The organism is Sphingomonas sp. CFBP 13733, from assembly GCF_014841795.1.
Classification (GTDB): Bacteria; Pseudomonadota; Alphaproteobacteria; order Sphingomonadales; family Sphingomonadaceae; genus Sphingomonas; species Sphingomonas aerolata.
This window is the reverse complement of sequence record NZ_JACYUP010000004.1, coordinates 78,768-95,409: the sequence shown is the minus strand read 5'-3', so window position 1 is coordinate 95,409 and position 16,642 is coordinate 78,768. Positions and strand designations below refer to the sequence as shown.

General features: G+C 66.0%; 12 protein-coding genes. 1 reads left to right on the top strand and 11 read right to left on the bottom strand.

The window, feature by feature from the left end; translation table 11 throughout:
- Positions 1–2: 2 nt before the first annotated feature.
- From IFT71_RS13000 to IFT71_RS12950, 11 genes are all read right to left on the bottom strand, one after another.
- On the bottom strand, positions 3–680 hold the full coding sequence (locus IFT71_RS13000; protein WP_031438913.1) for a winged helix-turn-helix domain-containing protein: 678 nt from the start codon (positions 678–680) through the stop codon (positions 3–5).
- A gap of 66 nt (positions 681–746) precedes the next feature.
- Entirely contained in the window at positions 747–1,964 is a 1,218-nt protein-coding gene (locus IFT71_RS12995; RefSeq protein ID WP_192141397.1) for a trypsin-like peptidase domain-containing protein, read from the bottom strand.
- Positions 1,965–2,071: 107 nt separating this feature from the next.
- A complete protein-coding gene (locus IFT71_RS12990) occupies positions 2,072–3,535 on the bottom strand; it encodes a DUF389 domain-containing protein (protein ID WP_192141395.1) in 1,464 nt (487 codons plus the stop codon).
- Between the two features lie 35 nt (positions 3,536–3,570).
- A complete protein-coding gene (locus tag IFT71_RS12985) occupies positions 3,571–4,905 on the bottom strand; it encodes a chloride channel protein (protein ID WP_031438910.1) in 1,335 nt (444 codons plus the stop codon).
- 911 nt (positions 4,906–5,816) lie between these two features.
- A complete protein-coding gene (locus IFT71_RS12980; RefSeq protein WP_192141393.1) occupies positions 5,817–6,584 on the bottom strand; it encodes a PP2C family protein-serine/threonine phosphatase in 768 nt (255 codons plus the stop codon).
- Complete coding sequence (locus IFT71_RS12975; RefSeq protein ID WP_159511486.1) at positions 6,581–7,591, bottom strand: type VI secretion system-associated FHA domain protein; 1,011 nt, start codon at positions 7,589–7,591, stop codon at positions 6,581–6,583. The genes IFT71_RS12980 and IFT71_RS12975 overlap by 4 nt, the downstream gene beginning before the upstream one ends.
- Positions 7,592–7,602: 11 nt before the next feature.
- Positions 7,603–9,279, bottom strand: coding sequence for a serine/threonine-protein kinase (locus IFT71_RS12970; protein ID WP_244654924.1), 1,677 nt, complete (start codon positions 9,277–9,279; stop codon positions 7,603–7,605).
- On the bottom strand, positions 9,279–10,019 hold the full coding sequence (locus tag IFT71_RS12965; protein ID WP_192141391.1) for a LysM peptidoglycan-binding domain-containing protein: 741 nt from the start codon (positions 10,017–10,019) through the stop codon (positions 9,279–9,281). The genes IFT71_RS12970 and IFT71_RS12965 overlap by 1 nt, the downstream gene beginning before the upstream one ends.
- Positions 10,016–11,362, bottom strand: a complete 1,347-nt coding sequence (locus IFT71_RS12960; protein ID WP_244654923.1) for a putative bifunctional diguanylate cyclase/phosphodiesterase — start codon at positions 11,360–11,362, stop codon at positions 10,016–10,018. The genes IFT71_RS12965 and IFT71_RS12960 overlap by 4 nt, the downstream gene beginning before the upstream one ends.
- A gap of 630 nt (positions 11,363–11,992) precedes the next feature.
- Positions 11,993–13,264 (bottom strand): spinster family MFS transporter, encoded by a 1,272-nt coding sequence (locus IFT71_RS12955; protein WP_192141387.1) that lies wholly within the window; start codon positions 13,262–13,264, stop codon positions 11,993–11,995.
- Between the two features lie 51 nt (positions 13,265–13,315).
- A complete protein-coding gene (locus IFT71_RS12950) occupies positions 13,316–15,664 on the bottom strand; it encodes a TonB-dependent receptor (protein ID WP_192141385.1) in 2,349 nt (782 codons plus the stop codon).
- A 144-nt stretch (positions 15,665–15,808) separates the two neighbouring features.
- Here IFT71_RS12950 and IFT71_RS12945 point away from each other — a divergent pair, with 144 nt between their 5' ends.
- Positions 15,809–16,477: a TetR/AcrR family transcriptional regulator gene (locus tag IFT71_RS12945; protein WP_192141384.1), complete on the top strand. Its 669-nt coding sequence runs from the start codon at positions 15,809–15,811 to the stop codon at positions 16,475–16,477.
- Positions 16,478–16,642 lie beyond the last annotated feature (165 nt).

The following is a 16,642-nucleotide window of genomic DNA, read 5'->3' as shown; positions in this document are numbered from 1 at the left end:
CGTCAGACAGCATCCAGTCGATAGCCGGAGCCGCGCACCGTTCTGATCATCGGGACATCCTCCGGACCGTCGATCTTGGCACGCAGACGACTGACATGGACATCGACGACATTCGTCCCCGGATCGAAGTTATAATCCCAGATCGCCTCGATCAGCATCGTACGCGTCACCACCTGCCCGGCATGGCGGGTCAGATAGTCGAGCAGCTGATACTCCTTGTTGAGCAGTTCGATACGTCTGCCGTTGCGCATGGCCGTGCGGCCGAGCAGGTCGAGCGTCAACGAGCCCGTCTGCCTGGTACCTTGCGTGGCGTGCGTATCGCTGCGCCGCCGCACGATCGCCTCCAGACGGGCAACGAGTTCGCCGAACGAAAACGGCTTGGCGAGGTAATCGTCGCTGCCGGCCTGCAGCCCTGCGATCCTGTCGTCCACCTGCCCCAGCGCGGACAGAAGCAGCACCGGCGTCTGGTCACCCTTTGCGCGCAGCGACTTCAGCACCGAAAGTCCGTCGAGCCCGGGCAGGTTCCGGTCCAGAATGATCGCATCGTATTTGCCGACGATAGCGGCCGTGAGACCGTCGATGCCGGTGGCGGCATGATCCGACGCGTGTCCGAGTTCGACCAGCCCGCGGCGGACATACTCAGCGGTTTGTGCATCGTCTTCGATCAGGAGCAGCTTCAAGCGCGCGATAATCCTTTTCAGGTGTTCAGGAAGCGGACGCGTGTACCGCCCCCCGGTTCCACACGCTCAGGACTGGCCCGACGTTTCGCTGGCGATGCGCAGGTTCAGGGAGACCTGACGGCCGTCACGCACCACCTGCGTCGGGACGATCGAACCGATCCGAGCCTCTGCTACGGCCCGGGCAAGGTCGCGCCCGTTATCTACCGGCCTGGATCCGAAGCGTCGAACGACGTCGCCGCGCTGCAGGCCGGATCGGGCAGCGGCCCCGCCATCTTCGACTTCGGCGATAAGCGCGCCCTTGGTGACGTCCGAGCCCATCGCACGCGCGATGTCCGGTGACATGTCCTGCAAGGAAACGCCGATCCGCCCCCGCGACACGTGGCCGTTTTGCGCAATCTGAAGCGCGACCTTGCGCGCCATTGCGGCGGGTATCGCAAAGCCGATGCCCACGTTACCGCCCGTCGGCGAGAAGATGGCGGTGTTCACGCCGACCACCCGGCCTGCACCATCGAACAAGGGCCCGCCCGAGTTGCCGCTGTTGATCGCAGCGTCGACCTGGAGGAAATCGTCATACGGCCCGGCCCCGATCTCACGGCCGCGGGCAGACACGATGCCGGACGTCACGGTATTGCCGAGGCCGAAGGGACTGCCGACCGCAAACACGCTATCGCCTACCCGGATATGATCGCTGTCACCCCATTTGATCGGGGTGAACCTGCCCTTCCCGTCGATCTTCACCACGGCGACATCGATCTTGGGATCGCGGCCCAGGACGCGACCGGAAAACTCCCGTCCGTCCGACATCTGGACGGTGACGCGGTCGGCGCCGTTGACGACATGGTTGTTCGTGATGACGATCCCGGAGGCATCGACGATGAACCCTGAGCCGAGCGATCCGCGCTGCGGCCCTTGCCGCTGCTGCGGCGCTTCGAATTGCCCGTGACGATCCTGCATGCCAAAGCCGAACAGCTGCCCCAGACGATCCGCCAGTTCGCTATCGTCTAAGCCGAACTGTGTCGGTTCGAATTGCAACGCCTGAAGAGCTGCGGGCTTGACCTGGATCTGAACGACGCTCGGTCCTACGGCCTCGACCATATCCGACAAAGAGGCGTGCACACCGGTCGACGCGACTGCAGAAGGACCGGATGCAATGAACCGGTCGGCGATATTCACGCGACCGTCGTCCGCAGCGATCGCCCCACCCGCGACGCCGACGAGTGCGGTTGTGCCAAGCGCGACGGCGGCGATCATTGGACGTACAGTCAGGCGACGCTTGAATACCACGATCCATGTCCTTGTTCAGTTAGAAGCAGATGCTCCTTTCTGGACCCGGATGATGGGCGCAGCCTGTTTCGAACATTACATCCGTGCAATCTTTCCAGCCGGAGCGGCTATGCCCCGCGCTCGCCTGTTTCCGCCGGAGATGAGTCCGTGTCGACCGACCATATCAGGCGCAGGCGACCGCCCGCACGGCCGGGGGCTGCCCTGCCCCCTCGCGCGACGATACCCTGTGCTATCGCGGTGCGCTGACGCAGAGTGCCGCCCAGCACGTCAACCGCCCGCGCGAACCGGGCGGATACCCAGGCTGCGTCGCCGAGCGCCTGATCGTCGATGACGCCGGATTTGATACCGACCTCCGGCAAGACGACATCGTTCGGCGGATTGAGACTGACATGCCAATCGGCGACCACCGCGTCCGCACGACGTTCCAGATCGCGATAGCCCGCAATGCCAAGCCCCGTCAGGGGCGCCGCCGTCGCGCGGATCGTTCGCGCTGCCGGATCCAGCTGCACCGATGAAACGGGAATGCCCGCGATCAGCGCAACGTCCGCGATCGCCCGATCGCGCTCGCGTGCAACGCGCAGCGCATCGCCATTGCCTGCCCGCGCGATCTGCGCCGCCTCGACCGCGCCTGTCTCGGGCGAGATGCGGACCTGGTCGACATGGACATCGACCGGCCGCGACAATCGTTGTCGAAGGTCGGCAGCGAGCTTGCGATCCGCCCCCGGTTCGATCCGCGGCGTCAGCATGACCGCGCGAACGCGGACCGGGTTCGCGCCATGGTCGATCTCGACCTGGCTCAGCCGCGCGCCCGGGGGAAAATCCTCGCCCAGTGCATCGCGCACCTGCCGCTGGGCGACCGCCTCGAACGCGATCCGGCGCAGCCCCGCGCCGAGAGGGATCGACAGCACCCCGATCGCGACCGCGAACAGCACGAGCTGCCACCCGGTATGGTGCGGCGACAGGTGGCTGCCGAACCCGTAACAGCGCGCGACGAGTGCGGCGGTCAGCGCGATGGTGATGGCATTGGTGAGGAACAGCAACAACGCGCCCGAGAACACCACCCAGTTCCACGTCGCGATGCCGAACCCGACCACCACCAGCGGCGGCATCAGGGCGATGGCGATCGCCACGCCGACGACCGTACCCCCGCGCCCCCGGATCAGGGCATAGCCGCCTGCGATCGCAGAGAGCAGCGCGACGAGCAGGTCGAACAGCGTCGGCTGCGTCCGCCCGGCGATCTCGCTCGTGATCGTCTGGACCGGGGAGAGCAGGATCAGCACGACCGACAGCGCCACCGCGATGGCCGCCCCCAGCATCAACGCGGTCGCCGCGCGGCGAATCTCGTGGAAGTCGAGCGTCGCGATGCCGAAGCCCAAGCCGATGATCGGCATCATCAGTGGCGACAGCAGCATGGCGCCGATCAGCACCGCGACCGAGGGCATCAACAGCCCGAGCAACGAGATCGCGGCCGAAATGACGATCAGGAAGGCGTAGCGTCCCGACCACCCCGCTTCCTCGGCAATCTGTCGCAGGATGCCGTCATGGTCGACGCTTTCGGTGGCCTTGGCCATCCACGCCCGGGGGAGCGTTGCGAATTTTGCAGGGTTCAGGTGGATCGGGTCGTCTCCGTCATGGCGAAGGTCTTCGATAGACCATGGTACAGCTTCTCGCGGCATACCCACTGGCTGGCCGCATCGGCGATGAACGCGGTCGCGAACATCGGCAGCATCAGGCCGCGGCTCGCGGTCGTCTCCGACAGGATGATGACCGCGGTGAGCGGCGCGCGGACGACGCCCGCGAAATAGGCGACCATGCCGAGGATCACGATCGCGCTGGCGGGCTCGCCGGGGAAGATCTCGCGCAGCAGATTGCCGACGCCAGCGCCGACGGCGAGCGACGGCGCGAAGATGCCGCCCGGCAGGCCCGCGATCGCGGTCGCGGCGGTGGCGACCAGCTTGGCTGGCCCGAACCAGAGCGGCGCATCCACGCCGACGATCATCGCGCGCGCCGGGGCATAGCCGGTTCCCCATGTCAGCCCGGTCACCACGCCGAGCACCGCGACTATGCCCCCGCAGATCCCGGCGAACGCGACGGGATGCGCGCGCGTCCACCCCGTCACGCGATTGCGGCTGACCGCCATCGCCAGGAGAATGCGCGAGAACAGCCCGCCGGTCATGCCACCCGCGATCCCTGCGACCGGCGCGACGATCAGCGCGGACAGCAGCGGCATATGCGCACCGATCGCGCCGAAATAGATATAGTCGCCCTGCACCGACTGCGCGACCATCCCGGCGATCACGATCGCAGCAAGGACAAGCAGCGTCACCCTCTGCTCATAGGCGGACGCGAGTTCCTCGATCGCGAACAGCAGCCCGGCGAGCGGCGTGTTGAACGCCGCCGCGACGCCTGCGGCACCACCGGCGATGAGAACCCCGCCCCGCAACGGCACGCGGACGAGACGGTGCGTAAATCCCATGACGGCCGCCGCCAGCTGGACGGTCGGTCCTTCCCGGCCGACCGATGCGCCACCCAGTACCGCGCCGATCGTCAGCACCGCCTTGGCCGCCACCGTCCGGATCGAGATCAACGTGCCGGTCGCATCATTCGGATTGGATTGCGCCGCGATGACCTGGGGGATCCCGGATCCCCGCGCGAACGGCGCATAGCGACGGGTCAGCCAGACCAGCCCCATGAACGTCAGCGGCGTCGTGACCAGCGGCAACCAATGCCAGGTCTTTGCAAAGTCGCTGAAAACCTCGCCCGCCCAATCGGCCGCCTCCGCAAACAGCGTCGCGACGATCCCGATCAGGATCGCCCCCGCAAGAATCGCACCCCGCGTCCGGAACTGCGTCGATCGCGGCCCGCGCGCGCGCAGCAACGCCCGATACCGCGACGGCGTCCAGCGTTTGGACGGTAAGAGACGATTGAACAGGCCAGCCATCGGGCTCTTTTAGGTCGCGGCGCCAGTTAGGCCACCCCTGACACCAAGCAGTTGAACCAGGACGAGGTGTATGGCGTCGACCCCATCTGTCAGCTGAGCGCCCTCAGAACGCGTCATGCCACACCGCAGCAGATCAAGCCGATGATCGGCGTCGGGATGGAGGCTAAGGCAATATAGCTCGATAAACGAACGCCGAAGCGGCGGGCGCAGAAGGAGGCGAGAACGGGAAATCGCCAGTACCGCGGTATGTGCAGCCAACTCCAACGTCGTGCCATTCTCGAGGGGCGAGCGGACGTCACGAAGCGGCCTTTCCACAGTCGCCCGATAGCGGTCTTATTCGGTGCCTCCTCCCTCAAGCGGACATTCTCGATAGGAGCGAGATGACACAGATGCGAAGCTGCGCGAGACCGGCCGTTACGCCGACAGTCGTGGTCTGGCTGCCTGCCGCAATGACTAAACCTGACGCGCTTAAGGGTGAATATTTGACGGAGATGGGGCATGCCTGCCCTACAGACCACGAACGCGGCCTAACCTGCCAAGAATCGTGTTTGCAGCGGCCCGGATCAATGCGGCGGCGATTTGGCATCTCTGCCATTTGCGAGGATGTGATGCCCCCTAAATGGCACCAGCGCTCGGCTATGATTTAGCATGGAACGCCGCCAGCCCCGCTAACCACCAGCCCGATCATTCCCGATGCGAAAAAACCAAATGGCTTGCATCACGTTGAATTCCCGTCATCGACGGAGCTTGAGTTATCGGCGAACATTTATGCGTGCCGGCCGTTCGACGGCAGCGCGTTATGGAACGTTAGTGTTCTTATACCAGGCTAGCAGATGGTACACGGTTCTGCATGACGCTACATAGCAACAGAGCAGCGGCCGTGCGTTCCGCTACGGGTGAACGCACAGGTCTCACTCCGATAGCGCTGCGATCACGACGAGCGTTGCATTGTCACTGCCATCACGTTGCAGTGCGTTTTCGAGAATGCGGTCCGCCATGTCCCCGATCGCTGCGGGCATCGTCGCGAAATCGCGCGGATCAAGCGATCGCGAAACGCCGTCCGAGCACAACAGAAGTCGATCGTTCGGCTGGACCAGTGTGGTGACGCTATCCAGCGCTACGGCCGGCGCAACGCCGAGCGCGCGCGTAACGACATTGGCTTGCGGATGACGGTCCGCCGCGGCTTCCGTCAGGACACCCGCGTCGATCATCTCCTGCACGACGCTGTGATCGTGGGTCAGCCGCTCCGCCCCGCCGCCGCCGCCGCCGCCGCCGCGCATCAAATAGGCCCGACTGTCCCCCGCCCAGAAGATCGTCGCCTCACTGCCCTCGATCAGCGCAATTACGATCGTCGCGCCGCTGGTCGCATGCACGTCGTAGATCGTGCGATTGGCATGCGACACCGCGGCGCGCACCGCTGCCGCGTTGATCGGCGCCGGGTCATCCGCCAGTGCCTGCAAGACATCGACCACCGTTTCCGCGGCGGCGGCGCCGCCGCTATGGCCGCCCATGCCGTCCACGACCGCCCAGAGCCCACGGTCTGCCCGATCGAGAAGCCGATCCTCGTTGACGCTGCGCACCCGCCCGACATGGGATCGGTTTTGCGACACATAGACAGTTTCCTCAGCGGGCGACGGACCGCCGCGAGGTTTGCGTCGCAACAGGCTGGCGAGCTTCATGCGGGATCGCGGGCCATGGCCGTATCCGCGGCGTCATAGGCGAGGGCGAAGGCGCGATCGAGCGAGCCGGGTGCGGATGCCACGATCTGCCGCGTCAGGTCGGCATGACGGTCAGCGACTTCTGCCATTTGCAGGCTTGCACGACTTTTCAGCAGCGTCGCGCGGTCCGCGATCGCCGCATCGACAGATGCCGGCTCGAACGTGCCGATCGCCGCGCGCAGGCTCCCCTGCAGGCCTGCGAACGTGGCGACCAGATGCCGCTTCACGTCGCGAAACGACGCCTTCAGCGCCGCCGGGCCCGACAGGAACCCGGTCGAGCCCGCGAGCAGCAGGTCGATCGCCAGCCGCTGTGTCGGCGCCCATTTAAACGGATTATTGTCCGCGCCGCTGATGGTCGTGCGCGTCAATTGATAGCGTCCGCGCGCATGGTCGCGCTCGGCCATCAGGTCGCCGATCCCCAGCACCATCTGCCGATACACCGCACCCGCCCGCCGCATGATCTCGGTCGGCTCCTCTTCGGAGAGCAGCGAACAGTCCAACCCGGCGCCCTCGCAGAATGCCTCCAGCAACGACCCATCGCCCAGCGGTCGCGCCTCACCGGCATCGGCCCAGTCGCTCGGCACCTCCACCGACGATCCCAGCGGCGGCGTCAGCACCATGGTCAGCGCGCCATCGACTTCCAGGTCGCCATGCGGGGCCTGCGTCGCGACCATCTTGAACCGGCCGAGCCTCAGCGCGCTCGGCACCGGCAGCACCACGTCGACCGCATCGGGAAACCGTTGCCCGGTATCGGCATCGAATACGCCATTCGCGCCGAGCGCCCGCAGTGTCAGCCCATCGCCGTCGACGCGCAGTTCACAATGCGCCCGCGACAGCGCGCAATCGGGGTCGGCGATCGGCCAGTCCGCCTCGGTATCGCGACCGATACGGAGCAGACCCTCGCGGATCAGCCGCGCATCGAGCGGCTGGACCATGTCGTCTCGGTCGAAAAGCTGGAGCATGTACATCGAACGGATCCTCAGGCAGCCAGGCGGGCGGACGGCACGACGCGGGTCGCGCGCATCGCGATGTCGGCCTGCGCGCCGGTCCCCGCCAGATGCGGCTCGACTGCGGCGGCGGCGCGATTGAACGCGTCGAACGCGGCGCCGAATTCGTCGCGGCGGCGATGCGAGATGCGCAGGGCGAAATCGGACTTTGCCGCCTCGTCCAGCGCCTTGCGCAGTCGGGCGAGCGGCCGGGCCACCATGGCGCCGCTCAGATAGCCGATCACCAGCACCACACCCATGATGACCAGCGACAGCACCGTCAGCAGCATCCGCGCATTGTCGATCGCGGCGTCCAGCGCGGTCCGGCGCAGCACCAGGTCGACCGTGCCGAACTCGGCCCCGGCATAGCGGATCGGCCGGACGAACCGCAGTCCTGCGCCCTTGCCCCGGTCGGGTGCCGCGGTCACGCTGGCGCCGCTGCCGATCGCCGCTTCGCCAACGGTGCGGCGATAGCGCGTGCCGATCAGCTTCGAGTCGTCTGCCGCGCGGACGATCCCGCCGGTATCGGCGACCACCATGTTGCGAATCTCCTGATCGCGCGAGGCCGAGGCCACGAAGGCCTGCAGCGCGGTCCAGTCCTGCTGCTCGGGCGCGAGCCCCGCATTGTCGGCGGCCAGAACCGCGGTGTTGCCGGTGACGAACGCCGCGATCGAGCGACCCGACACGATCGCCATATGCTCAAGCGTGCGTTGCTGCCGCTCCAGGATCGACGACACACTCGCGACCAGCGCGATCGCGGTTACTGTGACGAGCGCCAGCGGGAGCTTGATCTTCAGCGGCAGGCCACGGCGGCCAGGTGCTGCCTCGGCGGTCGCCGCGATCTCGCGGGTCAGCGCCTCGTACACCGCATGCCCGTCGGCGAACCGCTGCTCGGGCTTCTTCGCCAGCAGCTTGTCGATCACAAAACGCAGGCCCGGCGGGCAGTCCGCGGCGGAGCGCGTGATCGGCTCGACACGCTCCTGCGCGATCTGGATGGCCAGCGTCGCCAGCCCCATGCCGGGAAATGCGACCTTGCCGGTCACCATCTCGTACAGCACCACGCCCAGCGAGAAGAGGTCCGACCGCTGGTCGACGGGGATGCCGAGCGCCTGTTCCGGGCTCATATAGCGCGGCGTCCCGATCATCTGGCCGACCTGCGTGCGCGCAAGGCGTCCTTCGGTGCCGGACACGTCGATATCGCCGATCCGCGCGACGCCGAAATCGAGCAGCTTGGCGGTGCGGCCGTCCGCCGACAGCAGGATGTTCGATGGCTTCACATCGCGGTGCACGACGCCCGCCCTGTGTGCATAGTCGAGCGCCGAGGCGAGTTGCTGACCCAACGCCAGGACGCGTTCATACGGCAGCCGGCCTTGCGCCAGCAGCAGCGTGTCGAGCGGTTGCCCCTCGATCAGCTCCATCGCGATATAGGCGACACCGTCCGCCTCTCCCACATCGTAGACCGTTGCAATATTGGGATGGTTCAGCGCGCCCGCGGCGCGCGCCTCGCGCAGGAACCGTTCGCCCAGTTCAGGGTCGCGACCATATTCCGGCTTTAGCACCTTGATCGCCACGGTGCGCCCGATTCCCGGATCGAACGCGCGGAATACGTCCGCCATCGCGCCCTCGCCCAGCCGACCGTCGATCCGGTAGCGTCCCAGCATCTCGGCCATCACTTGCGCGCCTTCACGGTGGCGGCGATGCGCTCGGCACGCGTCAAGTCGCGCGCGATGACCGGGTTGCCGGGATCGAGCGCAGCGGCGCGGCGCAACAGGCCGACCGCGCGCACGACATTCCCCGAATTGAGCGCCGCCAGCCCCGTCGCGCGCGCCTGACGCGCGGCGACCCGATTGACCGTGGGTGCGGTCGGCTTCGTCACCGCCGCCGGCCTGGGCGCGGCTGGCTTCACGCGGGTGGGAGCGGCCGGCACGGGTCGCGGCTCGGATCGCCGGGGCGCCTCGATGCGCGGGGGCTCGCCTGGAATACGGAGCGTCCGGCCAGCCACCAGATCAGCAGGCTTGGCGATGTCGTTATAGCGTGCGAGCTGATACGCCTTCAGACGATTGCCCAGGAACCGCTGCGCCAGTCCCGACATCGTGTCGCCGTCCCGCGTGGTATAGGTGAAATTCGTCGGCCCCAGCAGATCCTTCGGATCGCGGTCGATCGAGTCGCGCAGCACCTGGACCGAAGGATTCATCGGATCGCGCTTCAACGCGGCGTTGATCCGCTTCTTCGCTGCACCACTATCGCCCTGATCCAGCAATAGCAGGATTGCGTCGATCTCGCTCGCCGGCGTCGTCTGCGGCGCAGGCGCCAGTTGCGGTCCCGCCTTGGGCCCATGCGAGCAGGCGGTCATCGCAAGCGCGAGCGCCAGCGCGCCGGTCCGCGCGACCTGTCGAGGAGAGAAACTCATGCGGTAAGCCTTTCGGTGATCCGGTCCCGCATCGCGTACGGGTCGATGGCCAGCAACTTCGCGAGGCCGGCGGAATCGCGTGCGAACGCGACAAACTCCGCGCCCTTCAGCGGTGGCGAGAAATAATAGCCCTGGAAATGCGTGCAGCCGTGACGCAACAGCCACTCATATTCTGCGCGTCGCTCGACCCCTTCGGCGAGCACGCGGATGCCGAGCCCGCGCCCCAGCGCGACGAGGCTCTGGCAGATCGCTTGGCTGTCGCGCAGCGTATCGACGTTCGTCACGAATTCCCGGTCGATCTTGATCTTGTCGAACGCCAGCGTGCGCAGCGTGCTGAAGCTGGAATAGCCGGTGCCGAAATCGTCGATCGCGATCCGCACCCCAGCCGCCCGCAACGCGTCGAACAGCTGGGTGGCGCGCGTACCGTCGCTCATCGCGACACTCTCGGTCAATTCGATCTCCAGCGCAGCCGCCCCCAGCGAATGCCGCGCAAGCGTGCGTGCGACCAGTGCCGCCATGTCGTCGCGGTCGAGCTGATGCCCCGACACATTCACCGCGACGCGCAGGGCGTCCAGGCCCTGTGCCTGCCATGACCGCGCCTCCCGTGCAGCGGCGTTGAGGGTCCACATCCCGATTTCATGCGCCAGCCCCATCGCCTCCATCACCGGCACGAACCGCGACGGCGAGACCTGCCCGAGGGTGGGATGAAACCAGCGGATCAGCGATTCCGCGCCCGAAACCCGACCTTCCCCGGCATCGATCAACGGCTGGTATCGCATCTCCAGTTCGCCGCGCGCGATCGCCTGGCGAAGGTCCTGTTCCAGGGCATACCGCTCGCTGGCTAGGGCTGCGAGATCGAGGACAGGGCTGGCGACCGCGACCACGGCACCGGGCTGTACTGTCAGTGACGCCAACGTGCGGGACAACATCGCCTGCGCGTTCACACCGTCGGCCGGCATCCTAGCCTGGCGCACGCGAATTTCGGGCAGAATTTCCCGGTCGCCGTCGATCACCACGTCGCCCAGCGCGTATCGCAGCACATCCAGTTCGGTCTGCGCAGCATCCTCGACGACATCCGGGCCGAACCAGATCGCGACGCTGGCGCGATCGACATGCGCTATCAGTCGTTCTTCGGGCAACATCCGGGTCAGCCGGTCGACGATCGTCAGCAGCAGGCGTTCGCCCAGCGCCGGGTCAAACGCGCACAGCCGATCGAAGTCCATGAATCCGATGACACCGAGTACCCCGCGCCCGTCCGCCGTCACTCGCTCGATCAACGGCTCGCGGGTCGGCAAACCGGTAATCGCGTGGCGATGACTGGTGCGATGCTCGACAGTCTTCAATCGATCCGCGATGGTCGCTACGCTTTGTGCCAGCCTTTCACCACGCGAGACCGTCGGAGACGTCCCGGCGAGATTTTGCAAATGCCGGATCAGTCGCGACACCCGGTAATGCTGGGCAATCGAATACGCCATTGCTGCGAAAACGAGACAGACTGCAACGGACGCTATGGCGGCGGCACTGCGGTCGACGAACCGCCACGTGACGATAGCCGCCGCTATTGGTAGTAGCCCGATGCACCAACGCTGCGCAGGCGGAATCGCCGTTGAAAACCCCATAACGACCTGAATAGCGGCCATTATCATACGGATGTGTTAATATGACCCCCGCCCGTGTGTCAGACCTGATCCCCGGACGCCACGGCATTGGTAATCAGCTCGTCGGACGGAGCAGAGCGATGCGGCAAGGCCGATTCACCGAGGATCACATCATCGGGGCGCCGCGTGAGCATAATCTGACGTGAAAGCGGCGGAGCTCGTGGCAGGCGTCGAGCGGTACCGCCGTTCTCGTGCCTGTTCCAAGCGCCGGGTCACGTTGGACGCTATCAAAGCTTCACAATCCGATATCCGCCTTCCGCGAGCGCACGCCTAAACAGTCCCGGCTGGCGCCATCCGGCTGTCGGTGTTGGCGTCTCAAATCGATTGATCGACCCAATCCTGACGGAGCGGTGTCGACGCCAGCCACATCAGCAACGCGGCCACCAGATACAGCACGAGCCCCATGAGCATCGCATAGCGCAGCGCTTCGTCGCCATAATGCGCGGCGAGACCGTCCGACAATGCGCCAAGCGCAAAACTGCCGCCGCCAAGACCGATGAGGTTGTTGATCAGCAGGAACGTCGCCGATGCGGTGGCGCGCATATGCCCGGGTACCAGATGCTGGATCGCCGTGATGACGGGCGCGAGCCAGACATAGGCGAGCGCCTGGGGCACGAGGAAGAAGACGAGCGCCGCCGTCACCGAGGACGACAGGATTCCTGCGGCAAACAGGGGCACCGCGATGACGAACGCGATCGCGGGGACGCGCGCGTACATCCGCCGATCGCGTGCCCCCAGCCGGTCGCCGAGCACGCCGCCGAGCAGAACGCCGGCAACGCCCCCCAGCAACAGCACGCCGCCATAGAATTGCGCGGTCTCGATGAGGTCGAGCCCGAAGCTTCGCTGCATCAGCGACGGCAGCCAGAAGGCCAGGCCATAGCCCAGCATCGAGCTCGCCGAGGCGCCGAACGCGAGCAGCCAGAAGCTCGGCTTGCGCACGAGAATGCCGAACACGCGGCGGACGGGCTCGCGGTCGCGTAGATCGGACCCACGAACCGGCTCGCGCACGCACAGCCGAAACACCGGCGCGAGCACCAGCCCCGCGACACCGACCACGATGAACGCGGTCCGCCAGTCGATCGACGTCGCGATATAGCCGCCGAGCATCACGCCGGCTGCCGACCCGAGCGGGATGCCGAGCGAATAGACCGCCAGCGCGCGCGCACGGCGGTCGGGCGCGAACGTGTCGGCGATCACGGCATAGGACGGCGCGACGCCCCCCGCCTCGCCGACCCCCACGCCGATCCGGAACGCGAAGAGCTGCGCAAAATTGCTGGCCACACCGCACAGGGCAGTGAAACCGCTCCACACAGCGAGCGAGAGCGTGATAACCCAGGTGCGGCTCGTTCTATCGGCCAGCCACGCCAGCGGGATCGCCAGCGTCGAATAGAGCAAGGCGAACGCGAGCCCGCCCAGCAGGCCCAGCTGCGTATCGGTCAGTGCCAGGTCGGTCTTGATCGTCGGCGCGAGGATGCCGAGGATCTGCCGGTCGACGAAGTTGAACGTGTAGACCAGCAACAGCATGACGAGCGCCGTCACGCGGTAGCGGCGGCCCTCGCGCGGGGTCGCCGGGATATCACTCGCCATATTGTGCTCCAGTAACCGGGGGGCGATTATCCGCCCCCCGGTTGCGCTGCATCAGAATTTCGCGGTGAGGGTCGCGAAGACCTGCCGCGGGTTGCCGTAATAGGCCGTCAGCACGCCGTCACTGCCGAGCGATGGCCGTAACGCGCCCGCCGCCGTGCGCAGATAGTCGCCGGTATCGGGGTTCTGCAGCAGGAAGTTGTAGCCCGATACGACATAGCGCTTGTTCGTCAGGTTCTTGCCGTGCACCCCGATCGAGAAGCGCGCGTCGATCGTATAGACGAGGTTCGCGTCGAGCAGCGCATAGGCCGGTTGGTCGAGCAGCGGCGTGCGCAGTTCGAACTGCTGTGAATCGCTGCGATAGGACAGCGTCGTACTTGCGTCGATCGCGCCCGCGGATCCGACCGGGACATGATAGGCGAGCGTCCCGCTCGCGGTCAGGTCGGGCGTGTTCTGGAATTTGCGATTGGCGGCGACATTGATCCCGCGGGAATCGATGAAGCGCGTGTATTTGGCATCGAGATAGCCGATCGTCCCCGACAAATTGACGCGGTCGCCGGTCCCCGCAATGCCCTCCGCGACCGTCAGATTGGCCTCGCCTTCGACACCGTTGATCCGGGCGCGGCCCGCATTGGTCGTGATGCCGATAAAGGTCTGGATGCCGCCGACGGTGGCCCCGACCGATCCGGGCACCTGGACATCGGTATATTTCGAATGGAACCCCGCAATCGCCAGCGTCAGCCGGCGGTCGAACAGCGACGCCTTGTATCCCGCCTCATAGCTTTCGACGCTCTCGGGCCCGAACGACAGGAAGTTGTAGATATCCTGCCGGTCGCCACCGGCACCGGTGATGCCGTTGCCGTTGAGGTCGGGCGCCGCAGTGCCAACGCCGCGCGGGTCGAACCCGCCGCCCTTGAACCCCTTCGACCAGCTCGCATAGAGCGTGTTGTTCGCATCGGGCTTGAAGCTGACGGACGCGCGCGGCGTGAACTTGGCAAAGCTTGCCGTCCCGCGGAAGTCGGTCTGTCGCGCGATCGGCGCACTCGTGCCGCCGAAGAAGGGGGAAGCGCCCAGATATACGTTGCGCTGGATCTGCGACATGCGATCGTCCCAGGTATAGCGTCCGCCGACCGACACGCTGAGCATCGGCGTCACGTCGAGCGTGGCATCACCGAAGACCGCCACCGTATTGGTCCGCACATTCCCGAAGGTCAGCGCGGTGACCGTCCCCGGCAACCGTACGTCGAACACGGTGCGCGCCTTGGCATCGAGATAATAGAGCCCCGCCAGCATGTTGAACGGCCCGGCATCGACCAGCAGTTGCACCTCCTGGCTGAACTGCTCGTTATTGTAGAAGGCGGGGACGTCGACATCGACGGCGGGCAGCGCGTCGAAATCGATCGGCGTCGCGCTGTCGTCCTTGCGATAGCCGGTGATGCTGCGCAGGGTCAGATATGCGGCGGGCTTGAGTTCGGCGAAGAGCGACCCGCCATAGGCCTCGACCGACTGTTTCGGTGCGACCAGTCCGCCGCGGCTGTCGAACACGTCGGACAGCACCGGCGTGCGCGACACCAGCCCCGGGATCAGCCGATGCCCGCCGCGCGGGTTGCTGTCATCCTTCGTATAATCCCCCGACAGGCGGAAGAACGCGCTGTCGCCCGCCTCATATTGCAGCGTGCCGCGCGCACCCCAGAAGTCCTTGTTGTAATTGTCCTGTCCGGTGGTGAGGTTGGTGCCGAACCCGCCCCGGCTCAGCCGCGCGACCGCGCCGCCGATCCTGAACCCCGTTTCGCCGATCGGCGTGCTCGCGCTGATGACGCCGTCCGCCTGGTCATAGCTGCCATAGGTTGCGCGAATGCTCAGCGTCGGGTCGGCGCCGATCCGGCGGGTCACGTATTTCACCGCGCCGCCGATCGTGTTGCGGCCATAGAGCGTGCCCTGCGGCCCGCGCAGCACCTCGATCCGCTCGACGTCGTAAATGTCGAGGACCGCAGCCTGTGGTCGGTTGAGATAGACGTCGTCGAGATAGATGCCGACGCCCGCCTCGAACCCGGCGACGGGGTCCTGCTGGCCGACGCCGCGGATGAAGGCGGTCAGCGTCGAATTGGTGCCGCGCGACGTTTCGAGCGTGACGTTCGGCGTGACAGCGGCGAGGTCGGTGACGTCGAGCGCCCCCGACGCCTCGAGCTGCGCGCCGGTGAACGCGGTGATCGCGATCGGCACGTCGAGCAGCCGTTCCTCGCGGCGGCGTGCGGTGACGACGATATCGCCGTCGATCCCGGCCTCCTCGATGACGGGCACGGCCTGAGCCGCGTCTGCTGCCGGCGCGATGGGTTGCGTCTGCGCGGACGCGGATCCCGCCAGCAACGCGCCGAGTGCAACACCGGCGTTCAACAAGATCATGACGGATTTCGGCTTTGCCACGGTGTCATCCCCTCCTGCGGCGCCCGCGTGATGCGCCCGGTATGATCCGGGTTGTACGCCTTGGCTCCAGTCTATACTGAAACCTGAACCAGTATTCAACTTGTGTATCGAAGGCAGACAAGAATGGCGAAGGCGCAGGAGACGACGCCGGCAGGGGCCGCGGGCATCGGCGAGGCCAAGGTTCCGCGTACCGATCGTGGCCGCCGGACGATGCGTGCGATCCTGGACGCCGCCGCGATCGAGTTCGGCGACAACGGATTCCACCAGGCCTCGATCAGCGACATCACGCGGCGCGCCGGGGTCGCGCTCGGCAGCTTCTACACCTATTTCGACTCAAAGGACGCGGTGTTCCGCGCGCTCGTCCGCGACATGTCGGACCAGGTTCGCGATCATGTCGCCCCGGCGATCCTGTCCGCACCCGATCAGATCGCGGCCGAGCAGGCGGGGCTTCGCGAATTCATCAGCTTCGTCCGTGACCACAAGGAAATCTACCGGATCATCGACGAGTCCGAATTCGTCGATCCAGAGAGCTTTCGCCTCCATTATACGACTACGGCGGACCGGATCACGCGTCGCCTGCGAAAGGCCGCGGACCGCGGCGAGGTCAAGGGCGACGTCAGCGAGGTCCATGGTTGGGCGATCATGGGAATGAACGTATTCCTCGGACTTCGCTACGGCGTCTGGAGCGAAGACGAGACACCAGATGAGATCGCGAAGGTCGTCGCGAAAATGCTGAAAGATGGCATCTTACGCAGCCCGGATGACCGAGCCATGTCCCAGGTCAGGACTTGATGGGCCGATTGGGTGCACGATTCACAAGACGACATTCAGCCGTGGTTGCGTGTTCCCCGATTTCACACATCCGTCCATGTCCGCCGCACCTCTCGAAGGGCGATCGCAGCATGGCAAGAAGTGGGACTTTGAAGCCATTCGCTGCTTGCCCCGCGAACGGCTGCT